Genomic DNA, 21,790 nt, shown 5'->3' on the forward strand with positions numbered 1-21,790 from the left:
AGCACGCCAATTATGTTGAGCAAGAAAAATAGCGAAGCTCTGGAAGTTTTCAGTGAGAAGCTGGAAGTTGAAGGGCGCAGCCTTTGGCAGGATGCCCGCCGCCGCTTTATTCATAACCGCGCGGCGATCACCAGTTTGGTGATCCTGGTGTTGATTACTCTGTTTGTTATTTTTGCCCCGATGCTAGCGCAGTTTAGCTATTCGGATACTGACTGGGGCATGATGTCGGCGGCTCCTGATCTCGAGTCCGGGCACTATTTCGGCACCGACTCCTCTGGTCGTGATCTGCTGGTTCGTGTCGCTATTGGTGGCCGAATCTCATTGATGGTGGGGGTTGCTGCGGCGCTGGTTGCCGTGGTTGTCGGCACATTATATGGTTCTTTATCGGGCTATTTGGGTGGGAAAGTTGACTCACTGATGATGCGCTTGCTGGAGATCCTTAACTCATTTCCGTTTATGTTCTTCGTTATTCTGCTGGTGACCTTCTTCGGCCAGAATATTTTGTTGATATTTGTGGCGATCGGCATGGTGTCCTGGCTGGATATGGCGCGTATTGTCCGTGGGCAGACATTAAGTCTGAAGCGCAAAGAGTTTATCGAAGCGGCATTGGTGGGGGGGGTTTCCACTCGCAATATCGTCTTGCGCCATATCGTCCCGAACGTTTTGGGCGTGGTGGTGGTGTATGCTTCTTTGCTGGTTCCCAGCATGATTTTGTTTGAATCTTTCCTGAGTTTCCTCGGTTTAGGCACACAAGAGCCACTCAGTAGTTGGGGCGCATTGTTGAGTGATGGTGCCAACTCAATGGAGGTCTCCCCATGGTTACTGATGTTTCCTGCCGGATTTCTGGTCGTGACTCTGTTCTGTTTTAACTTTATCGGCGATGGCTTGCGTGATGCCCTCGACCCGAAAGATCGCTGAGGAGTAGCACCATGACGACTATTGATAATCACTCTGCTGTTCAGCAATCTGCGTTGTTGGAACAAAATGTACTGTTGGATGTAAAAGATCTTACCGTGACCTTCGGCACTCCGGATGGTGATGTGACTGCGGTCAATGCACTCAATTTTGATCTGCGTGCCGGGGAAACATTAGGCATCGTGGGCGAGTCCGGTTCTGGCAAATCGCAAACAGCTTTTGCCTTGATGGGGCTGCTTGCCAGTAATGGCCGGATAGGCGGCTCGGCGAAGTTTAATGGCCGGGAGATTTTGAATCTGCCAGAGAAGCAGTTGAACCGTTTGCGGGCCGAAGAGATCTCGATGATTTTCCAGGACCCAATGACCTCGCTGAATCCTTATATGCGGGTGGGAGAGCAGCTAATGGAAGTGCTGCAACTGCATAAAAAGATGAGTAAAAGTGAGGCGTTCGAGGAGTCAATCCGCATGTTGGATGCGGTAAAAATGCCGGAAGCGCGTAAACGTATGCGCATGTACCCACATGAATTCTCTGGCGGTATGCGTCAGCGAGTGATGATTGCGATGGCGCTGCTGTGTCGGCCTAAGTTATTGATTGCTGATGAGCCTACCACTGCTCTGGACGTTACAGTTCAGGCTCAAATCATGACTTTGCTGAATGAACTAAAACGTGAGTTCAATACCGCAATCATCATGATCACCCATGATTTGGGGGTGGTTGCCGGTATCTGTAATAAAGTTTTGGTGATGTATGCGGGGCGAACAATGGAGTATGGTCAAGCCCGCGACGTGTTTTACCACCCAAGCCACCCTTATTCTATTGGTCTGCTGAATGCGGTTCCTCGTCTGGATGCCGAAGGCGACTCTCTGATGACGATACCGGGTAATCCGCCAAATTTACTGCGCTTGCCGAAAGGGTGCCCGTTCCAGCCCCGTTGCCAATATGCAATGGATCGCTGCTCTACGGCGCCAGCATTGGAGCATTTTGGTGAAGGCCGTTTACGTGCCTGCTACAAGCCAGTGGGGGAGTTGGTATGAATGCCATGACAGAGAAGAGAGTCTTGTTGGAGGTGGCCGACCTGAAAGTTCATTTTGATATTCAGGACGGCAAACAGTGGTTCTGGCAACCCTCAAAAACATTAAAAGCCGTTGATGGTGTGACATTACGTCTGTATGAAGGCGAAACCTTGGGTGTGGTGGGTGAGTCAGGTTGTGGTAAATCGACTTTTGCGCGCGCCCTTATTGGTTTGGTGAAAGCCACTGGCGGCAGTGTGGCATGGTTAGGTAAAGATTTGCTTAACATGAATGCGACCGAGTGGCGTGACATCCGCAGTGATATTCAGATGATATTTCAGGACCCGCTGGCATCACTGAATCCGCGCATGACGATTGGCGAAATCATTGCCGAGCCACTGCGGACTTATCATCCCAAAATGCTGCGCCAGGAGGTCAAAGATAAAGTCAAAGCGATGATGCTGAAGGTTGGCTTGCTGCCAAACTTAATCAACCGCTATCCCCATGAGTTTTCGGGTGGTCAGTGTCAACGTATTGGTATTGCTCGCGCGCTGATCCTTGAGCCGAAGCTGGTGATTTGTGATGAACCGGTCTCTGCGCTGGATGTGTCAATTCAGGCGCAAGTGGTAAATTTGTTGCAGCAATTGCAGCGTGAAATGGGATTATCACTGATTTTTATTGCTCATGATTTGGCGGTGGTAAAACATATCTCTGACCGCGTTTTGGTGATGTATCTCGGCCATGCTGTTGAATTGGGCACTTATGATGAGGTTTATCATAATCCGCAGCACCCTTACACCAAGGCGCTGATGTCGGCGGTGCCAATTCCTGATCCAGATAAAGAGAGGGCGAAAGTTATTCAGTTGCTGGAAGGTGAGTTGCCTTCGCCGATTAACCCGCCATCAGGCTGTGTATTTCGGACTCGCTGCCCCATTGCCGGGCCAGAATGTGCGAAAACCCGCCCATTGCTGGAAGGTAGTTTCCGTCATGCAGTCTCTTGTCTAAAAGTTGATCCGCTATAAAGCGATGATGCAGGCTGTCATCGGCCAGTAAAAAAACTCCCCGCCAAATAGATGACGGGGAGTTTTTGCTATCTATGGTTTTATAAAATTATGGTTTTATAAAATGCTGACGTTATAAAAACCATGACTCAATAGAGCAACCATTGCGATGGTGTAATTACTCTTTCCACAAGATATGGCAAAGTTTATGGTCTTTTTCGCGGCATAAGAGAACACGGGCAAATATATCGTTAATCTCTTCGCCATCACTGTCCGCCAGACCAATGACCACTTCGGCGAAAAAGTCAGGGTTCAAATCAAAATCGACATGTTCCTGCCAATCTTCGGCGGGGTCAAATAGCTCTGCGCCACCGCGCTCTTCAAACTGAAGGTTAAATAATAAAATATCAGCTGGGTCGAGATTATCACCCGCCAGCTCAAGAAAAATATCGTAAGCCTGTTCCAGTGTTTCATCTTCAGTCAGGCGGTTATTAAGATCCATTGAGCTTGGCTCTGGTGCATTCTGGTCCATGTGCAGATTCCCATTTATCATTGGCAGATTGCGCTCATTAAAACACTCCATAGACCGCTTTTACAATTATTATGCGGTTTGATGCCGATAACTCAGAACATCTTCATTAAGACAGCCATGAACGGCTCGACGTCTTATAATAGTGGGCTGAAGAAGTAGAATAGTCGCTCAGTGACACGGTGCCAGAGAGGGCGTTTATTCCACAACTCACCATCTAATAACACCGAGCGGGCAATGTAATCGTCTTGCACTTGCGCTAAATCAGCACCAAAGCCATCATCGTCAATGACCAGCGTGATTTCAAAGTTCAGCCATAAGCTGCGCATATCCAAATTGACTGTCCCCACCAGGCTCAGTTGACCATCGACCAGCACACTTTTGCTGTGCAACAGCCCGCCTTCAAACTGGTAAATTTTAACCCCAGCATCCAGCAATTCTGAAAAGAAGGCTCTGCTTGCCCAGCGGACCATCATCGAGTCATTTTCTCGTGGCACGATAATACTGACATCGACACCGCGCTGTGCGGCGGTACAGATGGCATGGAGTAAATCATCGCTCGGCACGAAATAGGGGGTGGTCATGATTAACTGTTCGCGAGCTGCATACACGGCAGTTAGCAGCGCCTGATGAATCATCTCCTCAGGGAAGCCGGGGCCGGAGGCGATAACCTGAATCGTATGGCCGCTCTCCTCTTCGAACGGCATAATAGGGTTATCCGGCGGGGGCGGCAAAATTCGTTTACCGGTTTCAATCTCCCAGTCACAGGCATACACGATCCCCATGGTGGTCGCTACTGGGCCCTCCATCCGCGCCATCATGTCAATCCACTGGCCCACTCCGGCATCTTGCTTGAAGAAGCGTGGATCAACCATATTCATGCTACCGGTATAGGCGACATAGTTATCAATCAAGACGATTTTGCGGTGCTGGCGTAAATCCATGCGGCGCAGAAAAACGCGAAATACATTCACTTTGAGAGCTTCGACCACCTCAATCCCGGCATTGCGCATCATGGCGGGGTACGGGGTGCGGAAGAATTGCTGGCTACCGGCGGAGTCGAGCATCAGTCGGCAATGGACCCCACGGCGTGCTGCGGACATTAAGGATTCGGCAACCTGATCAACCAGGCCACCGGGTTGCCAGATATAAAACACCATTTCTATGTTGTGGCGGGCTAATTCAATGTCACGCACCAGCGCTTTTAACGTGTCGTCAGTGGTGGTCAATAGCTGTAGTTGATTGCCTTTAACGCCACTGATGCCTTGGCGGCGCTCACATAATTGGAAGAGTGGCGTGGCGACTTCACTATTGGAAGTGGCAAAAATGTGTTGGCAATCCTTCAGTTCACTCAGCCAACGCGCGGTAGAGGGCCACATTGCTTTTGCTCGTTCGGCACGGCGTTTACCAAGATGAAGTTCCCCAAACGAGAGGTATGCGATTATTCCGACCAAAGGCAGAATATAGATAACAAGTAGCCATGCCATGGCCGAAGGAACGGTTCTGCGCTTCATGAGAATACGCAAGGTTACCCCGGCAATGAGCAACCAATAGCCAAAAACTGAGAGCCAGCTGATTACGGTATAAAATGTTGTCATGAGGGCGGAAGTCCTGTTCACAAACGGTCAATAAAGAGTGTACGCACAGTATGGCAAAGGCGAAACCTTTAAGCAGAGATATTACTAGGTAAAATCTTTTAACCTAAAGGACTTGCAACGGATAATTAAATAATTGATCGGTACTTTTGGGTGTTTTTAGACGGCTTTGGGGTCTATCCAGACGAATAAATATAGAGCGTTTTCGCTAAATAGAGGATTTCTCCCAACAGCGGCTTGGCTGAGGAGATGAAAGGTCTATAATAGCCCAGTTCTCAGCTATGGAAGAGTTGTTTCATGAGACGGAGTAAAAATGAGGTGGGCCGCTGGCGTATGCTACGGCAAAATCAGCGTCGAAGAAGTCGCTGGCTTGAAGGGCAGTCACGGCGTTATCGTCATATCTACAGCATTAGACAGCGTAATGATCATCAGCATCGAAGGTCGCTATTGTTCACGGTTGCTTATGAGTGGTGATGCGCTGAGGTAGTCATAAAACAGTCTCTTTAGAGGCTGTTTTTGTTTTATCCATGATATATGTCAGGCACTTAATAGCTTTTCGCTCCCCAATAGGCCCTATAATCTTTTTCGTTGTCAGGTCACTCTGGGTGTTCTTGTCAATAGATTGTTGCCAGCTTTGAATTCAGTGATGATATTTTCCACTTTAAATGGCGAACTTTTTCGCAGAAAAAACATACCTATCCTAAATTAGAAAAATACGACAATTCCTATGTCAATATTAATAATAAGTGGTGCAACATAGTAGATTATCAGTTTATTTCACATAAGAATGACATAGCGCTACTCTCTATATTAGGTCGCTTCGTTCTGATCGTTCAGTTTCAGGGGTGTTACTGTTTGGTTGTTCGAAGCGGCCATTCCCCTCAGTAAAATATATAAGAATTCAATTATAAGTTTGTTAATCGTCATGATTAAGTAATATTTCCTATCTATCAATGGGTTGATTTTCATTTCTGCTTTTTTGGTTAGCACTGCTCATCGATTTTATTGATCAATAATAAAAAATTGATCAATTTTATCAATTGATCAATACTGCTATCCTTATTAAATAAAAGGATTTTACTGTGGATAGCAGGCTAGACATTGCAGTTGATTGCTCTTTTATCTGTGAGCCTGTTTACAGGCCGAACGGTAAGTTATTTGCTGTTGAGTTATTGAGCCGGTTTACGACTACCTCTTTTAAGTCGCCCATTTATACTGAGCGATTCTTGCATCAACTTAATGCTCAGATGAAAACTAAATTGTTATGTGACCAATTATTCGCAGTAGCCATTCACCAGAGATGGTTTATTGATCATCAAATAGTACTCTCGATAAATATAGATTTTGATATGGCACAGGCTGTGCTGGACGACAAAGAGATCATCTCGTTGTTAGGGTCGATGCCCTTTATCCGGCTGGAGATAATGGAGAGTTTCCCCAATCTCAGTGATGGGCCGAAGAATACGCTATTAAGTAAGTTGGCTGAACGATACGCATTGTGGTTAGACGATTTTGGCAGTGGTAATTCTCACCTCGCGGCGGTGTCCAGTGGCTTCTTTGAATGCGTTAAAGTGGATAAGCATTTTTATTGGCAATGGGCGGGGAGTGTCACGTTCGAAAATCTGGTCACGCGATTGCGTGAAAATTGCCAGTGCGTGATAGTCGAGGGGGTTGAGACTCGCCAGCAGTTTATCCAATTAGCCGATATCGGCGTTGATGCCATGCAAGGTTACCTATTTAATTCATTGCCGCTGAATGATGTTCATCGGTTACCGCTAGAGTAAATCTGAATTTTTGCTCATAGGACATGAGGTTAGGGGGCTTTTGCTGCGAGTATCACAGTTATATAACGCGGTTCGGCGGATGATATCATCCCTATTACAGCAAAGGCTTATCGTTCATGTCTCAATATAAATTAGCTAAAACCGTATTCTTCGGGGATTTGAAAGTCAGCACCGCGCTTTATAAGTACGAAATTTATTGTGAAGAGTCTGAGCTGCTCTACCACGCCGCAATTTATGCTGAGCAAGTCATTGCTGCTGGCAAACACACTTATCCTGTCTGGGTAAGAAAAGATCATATGATATTAAAATCACCGGCGCACATGCTGGATAAAGCCGTTGATGCCTGCGAAGAGCATTGGTTGAAGCACTACAAAGTTTAGCGCCCTGATATTGGCAGGTGAAGGTATCAACTTAAAGTGCAATGACAAAAAGTACGCCTAGGCTCAGGCGTACTGATTAATGCAGCATCTATGAGGTCGGTGAGAGGGTTAATCAAACAGATCTGACAGAAAACTTCTCTTCTTGTAAGGCTTAGATTTTGAATAGCCATGATGATCGCGGTCACGTCCATGGTCACGATCGCGCTCTCTGTTCTCTGCGTAAGGGGCGGTAGCCGCCGGAGCTGGTGTGCTCTCAGCTGATTTTTCGATGATTTTATCGAGCTCCCCACGATCTAGCCAGACACCCCGACAGTTTGGGCAATAATCAATCTCAATACTTTTACGTTCAGACATCACCAGTTGGGTATCTTTGCATACTGGACACTGCATAGTCTTCATCTCCGTATTTAACAAAATGACTCAGGGTCATGCTACAAAAGTGATATCAGATTAGACACTGATTCTCAGTAATGATAAGTAAAGATGATTAAAGAGATGTAATAGCCTGACAGGATAGGGCCGCTGGGGGAGTTAGCGGCTCTGACAAAAGAGGATTGACTCAGAATACGCGCTTATAGGGTTTGACGATGACAGATTGGTAAACCCCTGCGGCGACATAAGGATCTTGCCCGGCCCAGGCTTCGGCCTCGTGTTGTGAGGCAAACTCGGCTATCACGGTAGAACCGGTGAATCCGGCAGCTCCGGGGTCGGCGCTGTCAATGGCCGGATTAGGGCCAGCAGTCAGTAGACGCCCTTGATCCTGTAATGCTTGTAAACGCGCCAAATGAGCAGGGCGCACGGATAAACGCTTCTCAAGTGAATCAGGGAGATCAGTGGCAAAGATTACATACAGCATGTTTCACCTTTTAAATTTGTCTATTCATTATGTATCAAGTTTCAAGGATGTCGGCTGTGGGTGTTCACCCCAGTCACTTATTCAGCGCACCATAACAGCATGTTCAATCGATAAATTCAATCAAGTGCCAAATGGGTTATATTGCCGATGAGCAAGTGGGTACACCGATGGTTAATGATGAAATAAAATGATAACTGAGGGTAAACAGAAAGTGTTATTTCGTTGATATCGTCGTTTAAAGCACCATTTAAGGTTTAAGGGTAAGATTGTTTGCTGTTACGTATTGAATATGATTGCTATTTGCATTTAAACTTAGCTGCATTAGAGGATACTGAATTATTATGCAGCTAAATAAATTTTTCCTGGGTCGACGGCTTACGTGGCCAATCGCATTTTCAGTAGGGTTACATGGCAGCGTGGTTGCGGCGTTACTCTATGTTTCGGTAGATCAGATGAGTGTACAGCCTGAAATAGAGGATGCACCCATTGCGGTGACTATGGTCAATATTGCGGCCTTTGCTGCACCACAACCTGCGGCGGCAGAACCACAGGCCGAACCTGAACCGGTTGAAGAGGCACCGCCTGAACCTGAAGTGCTGCCAGAACCTGTTCCCGTGCCCATTCCTGAACCGGTAAAGCCAAAACCGAAACCTAAGCCAAAACCGGTGAAAAAAGAGGTTAAAAAGCCGGAAGTGAAGAGAACAGAAGCAGCGCCGGACGATAAGCCATTTAAGTCGGATGAGCCCGCGCTGGTGGCTAATAATGCACCGGTAAAATCGGCTCCGAAAGCCGCAGCACCGGGGGCCTCTACCACGGCAGGGCCAAGAGCATTGAGCAAGGCGAAGCCCACCTATCCAGCAAGAGCGCTGGCGTTAGGGGTCGAAGGGCAGGTGAAAGTACAGTATGACATTGACGAAGAGGGTCGTGTCACCAATGTGCGTATTCTGGAAGCCACTCCGCGTAATACCTTTGAGCGTGAAGTGAAGCAAGTGATGCGCAAATGGCGCTTTGAAGCGGTTGCCGCCAAAGATTATGTCACCACCATCGTCTTTAAGATTGGTGGCAATATGGAGATGGATTAACCGACCACAAGATACTCGGTCACCAGCCATATTCGCTTATAAAAGCAGAAGGGTCGCTGTTAGGGCGACCCTTCTGACATCAGTGGGCTGGTTTGCCGCTATTGCGTTGCACCAACCTCAAAATTCCCTCGGCCATCAGGCAGCCCACGGGCTTTACCTGCATCATCCACGGCCACATAGGTAAACACCGCTTCTGTGGCGCGATAGCGCTGACCAATTGGCTCGGAAGAGACCTTTTTCACCCAGACTTCAATATTGATGGTGATGGAGCTACGGCCCGTTTTAATACAGCGCGCATAGCAACAGACCACATCACCCACCGCGACCGGTTTAAGGAAAGTCATGCCATCAACTCTTACCGTGACAACGCGGCCATGTGCTATCTCTTTAGCCTGAATGGCACCACCAATATCCATTTGCGACATTAACCAGCCACCGAAGATATCGCCATTGGCATTGGTATCTGCGGGCATGGCAAGGGTGCGAAGTACTAATTCACCGTTAGGTAATGATTGCTCACCGCGAGGTGATAGTTGTTCCTGAGTCATCTCTGCCTGCTTCTCAACCTGATTACTTGACGCTGCGAGGATATTACCCCCAGCAACGCCAATGACTTGGGCTATTTGTTATTTGAAATTATGACTTTTTCTGCTCTTCTGGCATATGCCGATAGATATAAACGCCGCTGATAAGGGTGAATACCAGAGTCATCGCGGTTAAGCCAAAGACTTTAAAGTTCACCCAGATATCTTGTGGTAACCAGAACGCCACATAGATGTTCAGCAAGCCACAGGCCAGGAAAAAGAGTGCCCATGCCATATTGAGCGTTGACCAGACTGCATCAGGCAGTGTCAGCTCTTTACCGAGCATCCGCTGAATCAATGGTTTGTTCATAAACCATTGGCTTACCAACAAGGCGACGGCAAACAGCGCATACAGCACCGTCACTTTCCATTTAATGAATAGGTCGCTGTGGAATGCCAGCGTCAAGGTGCCGAATACCAACACCATCGCGGCGGTTATCAGCGTCATCCTCTCTACCTTGCGGAATTTCAGCCAGGTAAAGGCCAACGCCAATAATGTTGCGACAATCAATGCCCCTGAGGCGACAAAAATGTCATACATCTTGTAGAAAACGAAAAATACGACCAATGGGAGAAAATCTAAAAGTTGCTTCATGAATCAATCCATCATTTGTACACCGCCCGACTATACCGGATTCAGTGAGGTGAGGGTACTAGCGGTAAAACACTATTATCCTTAATTATCTGCCGGAATGCGCGCTCTGCCAGTGGAATTTGCAGAAACTTACGATAAACAAGTAACAGTTCTTGTCGGTATATTGCTAGTGATGCATTTAGCCAGCATGATAAGTAATAAATATTGGGTTAAGGGTTGATGGAGTCAATATGCAGAGAAAATCACTTCGGCAATGGATGCCAGGTTTGACCCAATTAATGGCTTATGAACGTGACTGGTTCAAACCCGATCTCAGGGCCGGGTTATCCGTGGCGGCAGTGGCACTTCCTATTGCCATTGCCTATGCCGAATTGACCGGTGTCAGTGCCGCCGTCGGCTTATATTCATGTATTTTACCGATGATTGCGTACGCATTCTTTGGTTCATCGCGACAATTGATTGTCGGGCCAGATGCCGCGACTTGTGCGGTGATAGCCGCCGTGGTTGCCCCCCTGGCGGCAGGGAGCAGTGAGGTTCACTGGCAGTTAACCATCATGATGACATTAATGATGGGGACATGGTGTCTGGTGGCCAGCCGCTTCAAGCTGGGTGCATTGGCCGATCTATTATCGCGCCCCATCCTGACCGGCTTACTGAATGGTGTGGCTATTACTATTATTGTCGATCAGTTGGGTAAGGTTTTTGGTTTTATGACCCGCCCGCCACAACTGATTGAGCGGGTTTTGGCGCTACCTCATAATTTGTATAACAGCCATCTGCCCACGGTCGCCATTTCGCTGCTGACTTTTGTGGTGCTGTATGGCGTCAAATGGTTACGACCCAACTGGCCTGCGCCGTTGCTGGCGATTGTTATCGCGACCTTCGTCTCTTGGGCCGCCAATATGGCGCAATTTGGTGTCGCGGTGGTCGGTGGATTTGACGGCGGGCTGCCGATGGTACATTGGCCTGATTTCCAGCCGGGTCTGCTGCGCGACATGGTTATTCCGGCCCTGAACCTTGCGGTGGTCAGTTTTGTTAGCATGATGCTGACCGCCCGCAGCTTTGCCGCCAAAAATGGCTATGAGGTGGATGCGGATGTGGAGCTGCGCGCCTTGGGTATTAGCAATATTGTTTCCGCGTTATCCCAAGGTTTTGCTATCAGTGGAGCCAGTACCCGCACTGCGGTGAATGATGCTAATAATGGTAAGAGCCAACTGGTGTCGATTATTGCCGCACTGGTCATTGCGATGGTACTGCTGTTTTTAACCCGCCCACTGCAATTTATTCCCATCGCGGCGCTGGGTGTGGTGCTGATTTATGCCGCCTGGTCACTGCTGGGATTTCGCAGTTTATGGCAGTTGCGTAAACGTAATACGCAGGCTTTCTATCTGGCGATTTTTACCTTTGTCAGTGTGGTATTGGTCGGCGTAATAAGTGGCATCGGTTTGGCGGTATTATTGGGCTTATTACAATTCTTACGCACCGTATTCCGCCCGACAGAGCAGCTATTAGGGGTGAATGCCGATGGTATGATTCATTCAATGCGCAGTGGAAATGGCATTAAACCTGTGCCTGGAGTGATGATTTATCGTTTTAACTCACCACTGACCTATTTTAATGTGGCCTATTTTAAGCGGCGTATTCTAAATTTGGTCGATAGCACGCCTCATCCGGCGGATTGGGTGGTCATTGATGCGGTGGCTAGTTTCACCTATGCCGATATCAGTGTTTTGGCGGCGATCGATGAGCTTAAGCGTGATCTGAAACAGCGCAATATTAAGTTGATATTGGCGGGGCGACGCACTGAACTGACCCGGTGGTTCCGTATTAATCGGCTGAAAAGCCATGACGATGACCTGATTTTGGTGCCGGATCTCTATCTGGCACTGAAGCTGATTCAGAGTAAACAGCGGGTCGCCGAGAAGCACGAATCAGCAGCTGATCCAGAGCCTGAAATCAGTTAGCAGGTTGAGCCAGGGGGAGTGTTAGCAGGAGTTAAACCGTAAAAAAGGGCCCGTAATGGCCCTTTTCAGACGGCTGAAAAAGTTGATAAGCGGGGAAATGTGCTGAATGGGTCGTAACGGCGTGAGCCGTCGGAGCACCCATCGGTGCAGTCGCCCCGCCAGTTTCGGAGTGACAAAATAGGTTTGTCATTAACCTCCTTTTGTCACTTTATCTGCAGCGATATTTACGCGGTAACATCTGTTGGCCGCAACAACATATATAAGCGGAACAGATAGACCAGTAACAGTGCAGAGACCAGATTGCTCAGCGCACTTAAAACAACCGTCGCAATAGGGGTTGGCAGAGCCGTTAGGTGGCTTACCAGATACAGCAAAATCAATTTGGCTGCTATCCACAACATCATGGCCGGAACAATCAACCGGACATTGGCGAAGGCCAATTTAGTGCTGGCTTTGATTGCGGCAAAAACACCCATCTTTTCAGTGGTCACAATAACCGGCGACAACGACAGTGCGACGGCAATAACAACACCGGGCACGATAAACATCGTCAACCCTAACTGAATCAACAAGGTGCCGATAAACATCAGCAGTAGTAAGCGAGGCAGAATAGGGACGGAAATCCCAATCGCTTGCAGTGCACTCACACGCCGGCCCTGAGAGACCATCGAGATCAGCGTTAACATTCCACCCACTAATAATACGTTACCGACTAATGCAGAGAAAGTTGCCGCAGCAGAGACTTTGAGTAGCACCATCTGCTGCTCTGGTGTCATTTGCGAGACTATCTCACTGATGCTGACAGTTGCCGATGAGGTAATATCGTTTTCCGTGGTGTTTAACAGATTCAGTTGTTCAGTGTCAGGGATAAAAGCCTGATTTAGCATGACGGTAATGAACGCAGTCAGTAGGGCCAGCAGCAGGATCGCGGGCAGCTGATTACGTAAAAAGTTAAAACTGTCACGGTATAAAGTGTTAGCCGTGATAGGCATGAAAGCTCCTTGGAGTCGAAAAAATAGTGCTTAGCTAATGATTATACCTTGTTATGGGGCGCTATGGGACACTGAGATTGGCCGACGACTGATTTCTTCTAATCTAATTACCTTGACGTTATCAATAGGTAACGGTAGCAACCCATAGTGCGCGCGGGCGTGATCACAGGATGTGATTATGGGTATGGCCTTCGCCTGAGGGGGCAAATGGCTGGCAAGGAGAGGGGTGGTCAGCATAAATTGAGCAAGAAACAGAGTGGCCGACCTCACCAAAACGGCTTTTATGATCCAGATCAATTTCAATATAATGAATGAATTAAATAACCCTACATAAAATAGGATTTATTTAAGTTGTTGCAAAAGATGTGATCTCGAGTGGATCATAAATAATCATTTGTAGGTATATTCTGCTCGCGAATATACCTACAAATGGAATGGATAATGAAAAAAATCACTTTGGCATTGTTAGCCGTAGCAGCTCTGGCACCGACTGCGGCAAGCGCGCATCAAGCAGGCGATTATATTTTCCGGGCAGGGACAGCAACTGTCAGGCCAAATACCGGGTCTGATGACGTATTAGGTTATGGTTCCTTCAAAGCGGATAATAATACCCAACTGGGTCTGACCTTCAGTTATCTGATTACGGATAATATCGGGGTAGAATTGCTGGCCGCCACGCCGTTCCGCCATAAAATTGGCCTCGGGCCAACCGGTGATATTGCAGAAGTTAAGCAATTACCGCCAACCTTAATAGCGCAATACTATTTCCGCGACAAACAAGACAAACTGCGCCCATATCTGGGTATTGGCTTGAACTACACCAAGTTCTTTGATGAAAAATTCAATAGTACCGGTTCTGCTGCGGGTCTAACCGACCTGAGTGTGAAAGATTCATGGGGGATTGCCGGTCAGGCCGGTATGGATTACATGGTCAGTGAAAACTGGATGCTGAATATGTCAGTCTGGTGGATGAATATCGAGTCAGACGTGAAATTCAAAGCAGGTGGTGTAGAGCAGAGCATTAGCACTCGTCTTGATCCATGGGTGTTTATGTTTGGCGCGGGTTACCGTTTCTAATTACCCTTCGTCCTTGGGGCTACAGCGGTGTTAGCGGCACTCGCGCACCCGAATCATTTACTTGAGAACTCATAATTGCAGAGGGGGCTTTGCAATGGAGGCGCAGAGATGCGCCTCCAAACATAACACTAGCGGATCAGCATTTGATCACTGACTGATTTCACCCCAGGTACGGAGCGGGTGATCTGCACCGCACGGTTTGCATCCTGACGTGAGCTAACAAAGCCACTCAACTGAACCCGCCCTTTGAAAGTTTCAACACTGATCTCAGTCGATTTTAAATTCTTCTCTCCCAGCAGCGCGGACTTAACCTTAGTGGTGACGACAGTATCATCGAGATAACCACCGGTTCCTTCTGATTTTGCTGTTGGCGCACAAGCTGATACGGCCATTGCCATAATGACGGCAATGCATAAGGCTGAAAGGGTCTTAAAAAGCTTCATAAATGACTCTCCATGTTATTGATGTCACAAGGGGATGGGTTAAACACTAAACACTCATTGAATGTGGCATTAATGCATAGTTTACACAGTGCTATAGCGCACGCACGGCACCATAAATGTAAAAAAATGCTTAGTGTGTTACATGATTATTAGTGATGGATGGCTTTTATTCAAATTCACGGTGAATCTGAAGTGAGGAAGATATTGAAAAAAGAGAGTAAAGCGCCGGAGCTGAACAAGCCATCGGGCGCTTATCTACCAATTAGCTGCGTGTTGCGGCTTTCATCTCAGCCACAAAACGGGTCAGTTGTGCCAACATCACAGCGGGCTGCGAGAGATTGTTTTCAATGATTTTTACAATGGCGGAACCTGAAATAGCGCCTGCTGCCCCAGCCGCTAAACTGCTTTTCACCTGTTCAGGTTCTGAAATGCCAAAACCTTGCAGTGCGGGCGCCGCATGATACTCCCGCAACTTATCGATCAGATGATTTAGCGGTAGATGACCGTGATCCTCAGCGCCCGTCACACCAGCGCGGGAGAGCAGATAGGTATAGCCACGGCCATGGGAGGCAATTTCCCGCAGCAAATCATCATCTGCGTTCGGTGGGCAGATAAAGATCGGCGCAATGTTGTGGCGTAAAGCGGCAGCCCGGAAGGGGGCTGACTCTTCAAATGGCACGTCAGCGATAAGCACCGAGTCCACGCCCACCTCAGCACAACGTTGATAGAAAGTATCAATCCCGTTATGGAATACCAAGTTCGCATACATCAGCAGGCCAATTGGGATCGCCGGATGTTTTTTGCGAATTTCCGCCAGCATCTCAAAACAGATAGCCGGTGTGACCCCGGCGGCAAAGGCACGTAGCGCGGCATTTTGAATCGTCGGGCCATCGGCCAGCGGGTCAGAGAAAGGGATGCCCAACTCCAACGCATCGGCACCGGCAGCAATCAAGGTGTCAATAATCTCTAACGATAGCGCGGGTGAGGGATCGCCTAACTGTACAAAAGGTACAAACGCCCCCTCTTTTTTGGCGGCTAATTGTTGGAAAAGCTGTTGATAACGCTCCATTAAATCTCTCCCCGAGCTTTCAGAATATCGTGAACGGTGAAAATATCTTTATCACCACGACCGGACAGATTGACCACCAATATCTGCTCTTTCTCCGGCGACGCTTTAATCATTTTCAAGGCATGAGCCAGCGCATGGGAGGACTCCAACGCGGGGATTATCCCCTCCTGGCATGACAGCGCTTTGAAGGCGTCCAGCGCTTCATCATCGGTCACCGAAACATAATCGGCGCGACCAATGCTGTTTAAATAGGCATGTTGTGGCCCGACCGATGGGAAATCCAGCCCGGCAGAGATGGAGTAAGACTCTTCGATTTGGCCATCACTGGTCTGCATCATCGGTGATTTCATACCGAAGTAGATGCCCACTTTGCCGTGTTTAAGTGGTGCGCCATGTTGACCCGTTTCGATGCCAAGTCCCGCGGGTTCGACACCAATTAACCCCACATTCGGCTCATCGATAAAGTCAGCGAACATGCCGATGGCGTTGGAACCGCCCCCGACACACGCCAGTACGGCATCGGGTAGACGACCTTCGCGGGCTAACATCTGCGCTTTAGTCTCTTCGCCAATCATACGTTGGAACTCACGCACAATGGTCGGGTAAGGATGCGGGCCTGCGGCGGTTCCCAGCATATAGTGAGCGGTTTCGTAGCTACCAGACCAGTCGCGCAGCGCTTCGTTACAAGCATCTTTCAGTGTTGAAGATCCACTGTGCACCGGGATAACTTCGGCCCCCATCAGGTGCATACGAAACACATTCGGTGACTGGCGCTCAATGTCTTTCGCCCCCATGTAGATGCGGCACTTCAAGCCCAGCAGGGCGCAAGCCAGTGCTGACGCCACGCCATGTTGACCGGCTCCAGTTTCAGCAATGATTTCAGTCTTGCCCATACGTTTTGCTAATAGCGCCTGACCCAAAACCTGATTGGTTTTGTGCGCGCCGCCGTGTAGCAAGTCTTCACGTTTCAGATATAACTTGGTTTTCGTCCCTGCGGTCAGGTTTTGACACAGAGTTAGCGCCGTCGGGCGACCGGCGTAGTTCTTCAACAAATCCTGAAATGCCGTCTGAAATTCAGGGTCCAGTTGAGCGCTGACAAAAGCCTCTTCCAGTTGTTTCAGTGCTGGCATCAGGATCTGTGGCACATACATGCCACCGAACTCGCCAAAATAGGGATTAAGTGTGGTCATTTTTTTTGTCCTTTATAGGATTAACCAATCTGTGGCTATAAATGAAATCAATAAGTCCGCAATGCTTTGAATGCCGCGGCGATCAACTGTGGATCTTTAATGCCGGGGGCGCTTTCGACACCGGAGTTGAAATCCAGGCCCGCGCAGCCCAATTGTGCTGCAACAGCACTGTTGTCGGCACTCAAGCCACCGGCCAGCAAGACGTTATCCAGTGACTCGCCAGCTAACAGTGACCAGTCAAAATGTTGGCCGCTGCCACCCTGACCATTATCCAGGACATAACGCTCAACATGCTGCAAGTTGCGGGCAGGCAGGGTATCGCTGACACTCAGCGCCTTCCAGATCTGGCAATTGGCAGGTAAAACTTGACGTAATTGATCGATATAAGTTTGGTCCTCTTGCCCATGCAACTGCACGGCAGCCAGCGCTAAGCGCTCGGCGATGGGTTGGATGGTCTCTATTTTGGCATCACGGAACACCCCAACGTATTTCAGCGGCGCACCACTGATCACCGCCCGGGCCTGAGCAATATCCACATTGCGCGGTGAGCTGCCAACAAAAATCAACCCACCATACAGGGCACCGGCGTGATAGGCGGCAGCGGCATCTTGAGCGCGAGTCAGGCCACACACTTTATTTTCACCCAGTAATACGCGGCGCACAGCGGCATGGAGGTTGGCTTCAGACATCAGCGCGCTGCCAATCAGGAAGCCGTGGGCAATATCACTTAATTCGCGCACCTGGTGGTAAGAATTGATGCCCGATTCGCTGATGACCGTCACACCGGCGGGCAGACGCGGTGCCAGTTCGCGGGTGCGGTTCAAGTCGATGGAGAGATCACGCAAATCACGGTTATTGATGCCCACGACTTTGGCACCTAATGCAATAGCGCGCTCCAGCTCTTCGGCATTACTGGCTTCCGTCAACACGCCCATCTTTAGACTGTGTGCCAGCGCGGCCAGTTGGCGATAGCGGTCATCATCCAGTACCGATAACATCAGTAAGATGGCGTCCGCCTGATAAAAACGGGCCAGCTGTACCTGATAGGCGTCGATAATAAAGTCTTTGCACAACACCGGCTGAGTCACGACTGCGCTGACTTGCGGCAAGAAATCAAAGCTACCCTGAAAGTACTTTTCGTCAGTCAACACCGAGATAGCCGAAGCATAATCCTTATAAACAGCCGCAATGTCGGCTGGATTAAAATCATCGCGGATCACGCCCTTGGAGGGGGATGCCTTTTTACACTCCAGGATAAACACGCTCTTATTGCTTTGCAGCGCTTGATAAAAGTCGCGCTGGCTCGGGGTGATCTCGTTTTGAAAACGAGCCAACGGCTGTTGCACTTTGCGCGCGGCAACCCAAATCTCTTTATCGCGCACTATTTTGTGAAGTACGGTTTCCTGCATCATCTATCTCCTTGCTGCCAGAGCAGTAACACGATCAAACGCCTGACCGCTGTGGATCATTTCCAATGCTTGCTGTGCGTTATGACGCAAGTTTTCCTGGCCGTACAATTTCAGCAATAGCGCCACGTTAGCGGCGACGGCTGCGGCGTGTGCCGGTTCGCCTTTACCTTGTAACAAGCGTGCTAAAATGTCACGGTTTTCTTCCGGCGCACCACCTTGTAGCGAACTCAGTGGGTAGCGGCTCAGACCAAAATCTTCTGGCGCTAATTCATAAGTTTCGATATTGCCGTTATTCAGCTCAGCGACCTGCGTTGGAGCATGAATTGCCACTTCATCCATCCCTCCGCCATGTACCACTGCGGCACGTTGATAGCCAAGAACTTTGAGTGTCTGCGCAATGGGTAACACCAGCTCAGGGCTGTAAACACCAATCAGCGCCAGTGGCGGACGGGCAGGGTTAATCAATGGCCCCAGCACATTAAACAGGGTGCGGGTTTTCAACTGTTGGCGCACTGGCATCGCATGACGAAAACCGGTGTGATACTGCGGCGCAAACAGGAAACAGACCCCTAACTCATCCAGCGCCAGTCGTGACTGTTCGGCACTCATATCCAGACGAATGCCAAAAGCGGCCAGTAGATCTGACGAGCCAGAGCGGCTGGAGACACTGCGGTTACCGTGCTTCGCCACTTTTACCCCACAACTGGCGGCCACAAAGGCGCTGGCGGTGGAGATATTAATGCTGTTGGTGCCATCGCCGCCGGTGCCGACAATATCGGCGAACATGTAGTCAGGGCGCGGAAAGGGTTGCGCATCGGCCAAAAGGGCTTGTGCCGCGCCGGCTATTTCGGCTGGTGTTTCACCCCGCACTTTCATGCTGATCAATGCCGCTGCCAGTTGGCTCGCTTCCAGTTCACCGCGCACGATAGCGGCAAACAGCTGTTGGCTCTCATGCTGGCTCAGTGACTCGGCGCGGAATAATTTTTCTAATAATATTTGCATCATAAATTCCTTAAATATTCTATCCCCCAAGAACCTGGCGTGCTGCTAACGCCGCGGTGGCTTCAAATCCGCAGGGGATAAGGCCCAGGCCAGTGTCTGTTCCAGCAAACGAGCACCCTGAGTGGTTAAAATCGATTCCGGATGGAATTGATAGCCACAAACGCGGTGAGCATCATGACGCACCGCCATGACCATCTCGCCGAAACGGGCGTTAACAGTTAATTCTGTGGGGATATTGCTGCCAACTAATGAGTGATAGCGGGCTACCGGCAAGGGATTAGGCATCCCCGCAAACATACCTTGCCCATCGTGTTCAATGGCTGAGGCTTTGCCATGCAATATTTCGCCGGCCTGACCGACATGGCCACCATAGGCTTCGACGATGGCTTGGTGACCGAGACAGATGCCGATAATCGGTAACTGACCGCGCAGGCGCTGCAATAATTCTGGCATACAACCGGCTTGAGCCGGGGTGCCGGGGCCGGGGGATAGCATCAGCACCGGTTGTTCCAGCTGCTGTAAGCGCTCAATAATGGTGTCAGCGGCAATCTGATTGCGGTAAATCACCACGCGATGACCACTGGCGCGCAGTTGGTCCACCAGGTTGTAAGTAAAGGAGTCGATATTATCGAGCAGTAAGAGGTCGGCCATCAGAAAATCTCCCTGGCATGGTGTGCTGTTGCAATTGCCCGCAGTACAGCACGTGCCTTATTGCGGGTTTCATCGGCTTCCGCCTGCGGAATTGAGTCGAGGACCACCCCCGCACCGGCTTGAACAGTGGCGATACCCTGTTCGACATAGGCCGAGCGGATCACAATGCAGGTATCCAGATCGCCATGGGCGGTAAAATAGCCCACGGCACCGCCATAACTGCCGCGACGCGAGCCTTCGCGCTCGGCAATCAATTGCATGGCGCGAACTTTTGGCGCACCGCTCAGGGTGCCCATGTTCATGCAAGCCTGATAAGCATGGAGCACATCCAGATCCTGGCGTAGGGTGCCGACGACGCGGGAAACCAGATGCATCACGAAGGAGTAGCGGTCAACTTTCGTTAAATCAGCGACATAACGGCTGCCCGGTTCACAAATACGGGCCAGGTCATTGCGGGCCAAATCCACGAGCATCAAGTGTTCCGCCAGCTCTTTATGGTCAGTGCGCATCTCCAGCTCAATCCGGCTGTCTAAATCAGCATCCAACTCCCCGTTGGCCCGCCGCCCACGGGGGCGAGTACCGGCAATCGGGTAGATCTCAATCTGGCGATTGCTGGCGTCGTACTTCAGTGCGCTTTCAGGCGATGCGCCGAACAGGGCGAATTGGTTATCCTGCATAAAGAACATGTAGGGGCTGGGATTGTGCTCTTTTAGTGTTTGGTACGCCGCCAGCGGCGAGGGGCAAGGCAGAGAGAAGCGGCGGGATGGCACCACCTGGAAAATTTCACCTTCGCGGATCGCTTGCTGCAATTCACTGACCACCGCACCATACTCTTCATCCGATTGGTTACACTGTAACGCCATCTCAGGTACGGATGTGGCAGGAATAGGTTGGGCGGTTTGCTGTAGCTGGTAACTTAGCTGCTCTAAACGATGACTCAGGCGCTGATGCTCATCGCTATTCGGCGTGAACAGACTGGCTTGTAACTGAGTTGAACGATGCTGATGATCCAAAATCAATAAGGTTTCGGCGAGATAGAAACAGAAATCAGGGCAATTCTGGTCATGGCGTAGTGGCGGTAAATTTTCAAAACCGGCCACCAAATCGTAAGCGAACAGGCCGCCGATAAACATCGCTTCCCGCTCAGCCGCTGGCGTCTCAACCAGTTGCAGCAGCAGACGTAATGCATCAAAAACCGATAATGACTGTAACCGCGAGTCTTCATCCTGCACCTCATCAATCATCGGGAAAGTTAATTCACGGCCATTCGGGCGCACCTGAATCTCAACCTGTGGCGGTAATGCTGCATCCAGCAAAGGTAATAACGCGGCACCATTAGGTGTCAGCGCTTCAAGGGTGACGGTTTGTGCCAGTGCGGTGATACGCAGCGCACTGTCAATAATCAGCAGGCTTTTCAGGTTCTGTTTACTGGTGACTTCCGCTGATTCAAGCAACAAGGTGGCTGGACGAGCGCCGCATAACTGGTGAAACAGCGCGGTGGGGTCATCGCGGTAACACGCCGTGGCGGTCAGTAACTGTAGAGTGGGGCGCGGAGTCTGCATCATTTTATTGGTCTCGAAAAGTGATCCTGAAAAAGCGGTTACGCCGAAATATATCCATAAAAAAACCCGCTATTAGCGGGCTGAAGCAATCTGCACTGTC

Annotated in this window: 21 protein-coding genes, 2 pseudogenes and 1 other annotated feature (1 of these 24 cut by a window edge); of the genes and pseudogenes, 9 read left to right on the top strand and 14 right to left on the bottom strand. The window is 49.5% G+C overall.

The features are described 5' to 3' along the window. Positions 1 to 9 precede the first annotated feature (9 nt). The 3 genes from oppC to oppF are packed head-to-tail and all read left to right on the top strand — an operon-like array spanning position 10 to position 2,947. Positions 10 to 918, top strand: a complete 909-nt coding sequence (gene oppC / locus AACW11_RS05020) for an oligopeptide ABC transporter permease OppC (protein WP_050125196.1) — start codon at positions 10 to 12, stop codon at positions 916 to 918. Between the two features lie 11 nt (positions 919 to 929). Continuing rightward, positions 930 to 1,949, top strand: coding sequence for an ABC transporter ATP-binding protein (locus AACW11_RS05025; RefSeq protein WP_212586210.1), 1,020 nt, complete (start codon positions 930 to 932; stop codon positions 1,947 to 1,949). After that, positions 1,946 to 2,947, top strand: a complete 1,002-nt coding sequence (gene oppF / locus AACW11_RS05030; protein WP_212586211.1) for a murein tripeptide/oligopeptide ABC transporter ATP binding protein OppF — start codon at positions 1,946 to 1,948, stop codon at positions 2,945 to 2,947. The genes AACW11_RS05025 and oppF overlap by 4 nt, the downstream gene beginning before the upstream one ends. A 157-nt stretch (positions 2,948 to 3,104) precedes the next feature. Here the strand turns inward: oppF and AACW11_RS05035 are convergent, their stop codons facing one another. Beyond that, entirely contained in the window at positions 3,105 to 3,428 is a 324-nt protein-coding gene (locus AACW11_RS05035) for an HI1450 family dsDNA-mimic protein (RefSeq protein WP_032898566.1), read from the bottom strand. 164 nt (positions 3,429 to 3,592) lie between these two features. After that, positions 3,593 to 5,053, bottom strand: a complete 1,461-nt coding sequence (gene cls, locus AACW11_RS05040; protein WP_212586212.1) for a cardiolipin synthase — start codon at positions 5,051 to 5,053, stop codon at positions 3,593 to 3,595. 294 nt (positions 5,054 to 5,347) lie between these two features. On the opposite strand from cls, the gene AACW11_RS05045 reads away from it, so the two are divergent. The 3 genes from AACW11_RS05045 to AACW11_RS05055 all read left to right on the top strand — a co-directional run bounded on the left by AACW11_RS05045 (position 5,348) and on the right by AACW11_RS05055 (position 7,214). Continuing rightward, positions 5,348 to 5,524: a YciY family protein gene (locus AACW11_RS05045; protein WP_212586213.1), complete on the top strand. Its 177-nt coding sequence runs from the start codon at positions 5,348 to 5,350 to the stop codon at positions 5,522 to 5,524. Between the two features lie 608 nt (positions 5,525 to 6,132). After that, complete coding sequence (locus AACW11_RS05050; RefSeq protein ID WP_212586214.1) at positions 6,133 to 6,834, top strand: EAL domain-containing protein; 702 nt, start codon at positions 6,133 to 6,135, stop codon at positions 6,832 to 6,834. A gap of 116 nt (positions 6,835 to 6,950) precedes the next feature. Then, the gene (locus tag AACW11_RS05055) at positions 6,951 to 7,214 is read left to right on the top strand and encodes a hypothetical protein (RefSeq protein ID WP_212586215.1); all 264 of its coding nucleotides are present in this window, start codon (positions 6,951 to 6,953) and stop codon (positions 7,212 to 7,214) included. Positions 7,215 to 7,322: 108 nt separating this feature from the next. Here the strand turns inward: AACW11_RS05055 and AACW11_RS05060 are convergent, their stop codons facing one another. Continuing rightward, a complete protein-coding gene (locus AACW11_RS05060) occupies positions 7,323 to 7,604 on the bottom strand; it encodes a TFIIB-type zinc ribbon-containing protein (protein WP_212586216.1) in 282 nt (93 codons plus the stop codon). Positions 7,605 to 7,773: 169 nt separating this feature from the next. Continuing rightward, positions 7,774 to 8,070, bottom strand: a complete 297-nt coding sequence (locus tag AACW11_RS05065; RefSeq protein WP_212586217.1) for a YciI family protein — start codon at positions 8,068 to 8,070, stop codon at positions 7,774 to 7,776. A 341-nt stretch (positions 8,071 to 8,411) separates the two neighbouring features. Between AACW11_RS05065 and tonB the strand changes: the two genes are divergently transcribed. Continuing rightward, positions 8,412 to 9,152 (top strand): TonB system transport protein TonB, encoded by a 741-nt coding sequence (tonB, locus tag AACW11_RS05070; RefSeq protein WP_212586218.1) that lies wholly within the window; start codon positions 8,412 to 8,414, stop codon positions 9,150 to 9,152. Between the two features lie 98 nt (positions 9,153 to 9,250). Here tonB and yciA read toward each other — a convergent pair whose 3' ends face one another. Both yciA and AACW11_RS05080 read right to left on the bottom strand, forming a co-directional pair. Further along, on the bottom strand, positions 9,251 to 9,700 hold the full coding sequence (yciA, locus tag AACW11_RS05075) for an acyl-CoA thioester hydrolase YciA (protein ID WP_049600565.1): 450 nt from the start codon (positions 9,698 to 9,700) through the stop codon (positions 9,251 to 9,253). Positions 9,701 to 9,788: 88 nt separating this feature from the next. Further along, positions 9,789 to 10,331, bottom strand: a complete 543-nt coding sequence (locus AACW11_RS05080) for a septation protein A (RefSeq protein WP_212586219.1) — start codon at positions 10,329 to 10,331, stop codon at positions 9,789 to 9,791. 230 nt (positions 10,332 to 10,561) lie between these two features. Between AACW11_RS05080 and AACW11_RS05085 the strand changes: the two genes are divergently transcribed. Beyond that, positions 10,562 to 12,295: a SulP family inorganic anion transporter gene (locus AACW11_RS05085; RefSeq protein ID WP_212586220.1), complete on the top strand. Its 1,734-nt coding sequence runs from the start codon at positions 10,562 to 10,564 to the stop codon at positions 12,293 to 12,295. Positions 12,296 to 12,519: 224 nt separating this feature from the next. Here the strand turns inward: AACW11_RS05085 and AACW11_RS05090 are convergent, their stop codons facing one another. Continuing rightward, positions 12,520 to 13,287, bottom strand: a complete 768-nt coding sequence (locus AACW11_RS05090; protein WP_212586221.1) for a YciC family protein — start codon at positions 13,285 to 13,287, stop codon at positions 12,520 to 12,522. Positions 13,288 to 13,728: 441 nt separating this feature from the next. Here AACW11_RS05090 and ompW point away from each other — a divergent pair, with 441 nt between their 5' ends. Beyond that, positions 13,729 to 14,364: an outer membrane protein OmpW gene (gene ompW / locus AACW11_RS05095; protein WP_212586222.1), complete on the top strand. Its 636-nt coding sequence runs from the start codon at positions 13,729 to 13,731 to the stop codon at positions 14,362 to 14,364. Positions 14,365 to 14,492: 128 nt separating this feature from the next. Here ompW and AACW11_RS05100 read toward each other — a convergent pair whose 3' ends face one another. The 7 genes and pseudogenes from AACW11_RS05100 to AACW11_RS05125 all read right to left on the bottom strand — a co-directional run bounded on the left by AACW11_RS05100 (position 14,493) and on the right by AACW11_RS05125 (position 21,690). After that, positions 14,493 to 14,807 (bottom strand): BON domain-containing protein, encoded by a 315-nt coding sequence (locus AACW11_RS05100; RefSeq protein ID WP_212586223.1) that lies wholly within the window; start codon positions 14,805 to 14,807, stop codon positions 14,493 to 14,495. Between the two features lie 262 nt (positions 14,808 to 15,069). Next, positions 15,070 to 15,876: a tryptophan synthase subunit alpha gene (gene trpA / locus AACW11_RS05105; RefSeq protein WP_212586224.1), complete on the bottom strand. Its 807-nt coding sequence runs from the start codon at positions 15,874 to 15,876 to the stop codon at positions 15,070 to 15,072. Further along, complete coding sequence (gene trpB / locus AACW11_RS05110) at positions 15,876 to 17,066, bottom strand: tryptophan synthase subunit beta (protein ID WP_212586225.1); 1,191 nt, start codon at positions 17,064 to 17,066, stop codon at positions 15,876 to 15,878. The genes trpA and trpB overlap by 1 nt, the downstream gene beginning before the upstream one ends. Before the next feature lie 47 nt (positions 17,067 to 17,113). Beyond that, positions 17,114 to 18,475, bottom strand: a complete 1,362-nt coding sequence (gene trpCF, locus AACW11_RS05115; protein WP_212586235.1) for a bifunctional indole-3-glycerol-phosphate synthase TrpC/phosphoribosylanthranilate isomerase TrpF — start codon at positions 18,473 to 18,475, stop codon at positions 17,114 to 17,116. A gap of 3 nt (positions 18,476 to 18,478) precedes the next feature. Beyond that, a pseudogene (gene trpD / locus AACW11_RS20800) lies at positions 18,479 to 19,474 on the bottom strand (anthranilate phosphoribosyltransferase); the annotation flags it as partial. 71 nt (positions 19,475 to 19,545) lie between these two features. Next, positions 19,546 to 20,128 (bottom strand): annotated as a pseudogene (locus tag AACW11_RS20805) (glutamine amidotransferase-related protein); the annotation flags it as partial. Beyond that, a complete protein-coding gene (locus AACW11_RS05125) occupies positions 20,128 to 21,690 on the bottom strand; it encodes an anthranilate synthase component 1 (RefSeq protein ID WP_212586236.1) in 1,563 nt (520 codons plus the stop codon). The gene AACW11_RS05125 and the pseudogene AACW11_RS20805, both read right to left, overlap by 1 nt. Positions 21,691 to 21,746: 56 nt before the next feature. Continuing rightward, positions 21,747 to 21,790 (bottom strand) — a sequence feature (Trp leader region) (it continues 58 nt past the right edge of the window).

The organism is Yersinia sp. Marseille-Q3913, from assembly GCF_963892745.1.
GTDB lineage: Bacteria > Pseudomonadota > Gammaproteobacteria > Enterobacterales > Enterobacteriaceae > Yersinia > Yersinia bercovieri.

Excerpts from the sequence above, each read along its gene's own strand:
- AACW11_RS05025 (WP_212586210.1), top strand. The coding sequence starts at position 930 with ATGACGACTATTGATAATCACTCTGCTGTTCAGCAATCTGCGTTGTTG.
- oppF (WP_212586211.1), top strand. The coding sequence starts at position 1,946 with ATGAATGCCATGACAGAGAAGAGAGTCTTGTTGGAGGTGGCCGACCTG.
- AACW11_RS05035 (WP_032898566.1), bottom strand. The coding sequence starts at position 3,428 with ATGGATCTTAATAACCGCCTGACTGAAGATGAAACACTGGAACAGGCT.
- cls (WP_212586212.1), bottom strand. The coding sequence starts at position 5,053 with ATGACAACATTTTATACCGTAATCAGCTGGCTCTCAGTTTTTGGCTAT.
- AACW11_RS05045 (WP_212586213.1), top strand. The coding sequence starts at position 5,348 with ATGAGACGGAGTAAAAATGAGGTGGGCCGCTGGCGTATGCTACGGCAA.
- AACW11_RS05055 (WP_212586215.1), top strand. The coding sequence starts at position 6,951 with ATGTCTCAATATAAATTAGCTAAAACCGTATTCTTCGGGGATTTGAAA.
- AACW11_RS05060 (WP_212586216.1), bottom strand. The coding sequence starts at position 7,604 with ATGCAGTGTCCAGTATGCAAAGATACCCAACTGGTGATGTCTGAACGT.
- AACW11_RS05065 (WP_212586217.1), bottom strand. The coding sequence starts at position 8,070 with ATGCTGTATGTAATCTTTGCCACTGATCTCCCTGATTCACTTGAGAAG.
- tonB (WP_212586218.1), top strand. The coding sequence starts at position 8,412 with ATGCAGCTAAATAAATTTTTCCTGGGTCGACGGCTTACGTGGCCAATC.
- yciA (WP_049600565.1), bottom strand. The coding sequence starts at position 9,700 with ATGACTCAGGAACAACTATCACCTCGCGGTGAGCAATCATTACCTAAC.
- AACW11_RS05080 (WP_212586219.1), bottom strand. The coding sequence starts at position 10,331 with ATGAAGCAACTTTTAGATTTTCTCCCATTGGTCGTATTTTTCGTTTTC.
- AACW11_RS05085 (WP_212586220.1), top strand. The coding sequence starts at position 10,562 with ATGCAGAGAAAATCACTTCGGCAATGGATGCCAGGTTTGACCCAATTA.
- AACW11_RS05090 (WP_212586221.1), bottom strand. The coding sequence starts at position 13,287 with ATGCCTATCACGGCTAACACTTTATACCGTGACAGTTTTAACTTTTTA.
- ompW (WP_212586222.1), top strand. The coding sequence starts at position 13,729 with ATGAAAAAAATCACTTTGGCATTGTTAGCCGTAGCAGCTCTGGCACCG.
- AACW11_RS05100 (WP_212586223.1), bottom strand. The coding sequence starts at position 14,807 with ATGAAGCTTTTTAAGACCCTTTCAGCCTTATGCATTGCCGTCATTATG.
- trpA (WP_212586224.1), bottom strand. The coding sequence starts at position 15,876 with ATGGAGCGTTATCAACAGCTTTTCCAACAATTAGCCGCCAAAAAAGAG.
- trpB (WP_212586225.1), bottom strand. The coding sequence starts at position 17,066 with ATGACCACACTTAATCCCTATTTTGGCGAGTTCGGTGGCATGTATGTG.
- trpCF (WP_212586235.1), bottom strand. The coding sequence starts at position 18,475 with ATGCAGGAAACCGTACTTCACAAAATAGTGCGCGATAAAGAGATTTGG.
- AACW11_RS05125 (WP_212586236.1), bottom strand. The coding sequence starts at position 21,690 with ATGCAGACTCCGCGCCCCACTCTACAGTTACTGACCGCCACGGCGTGT.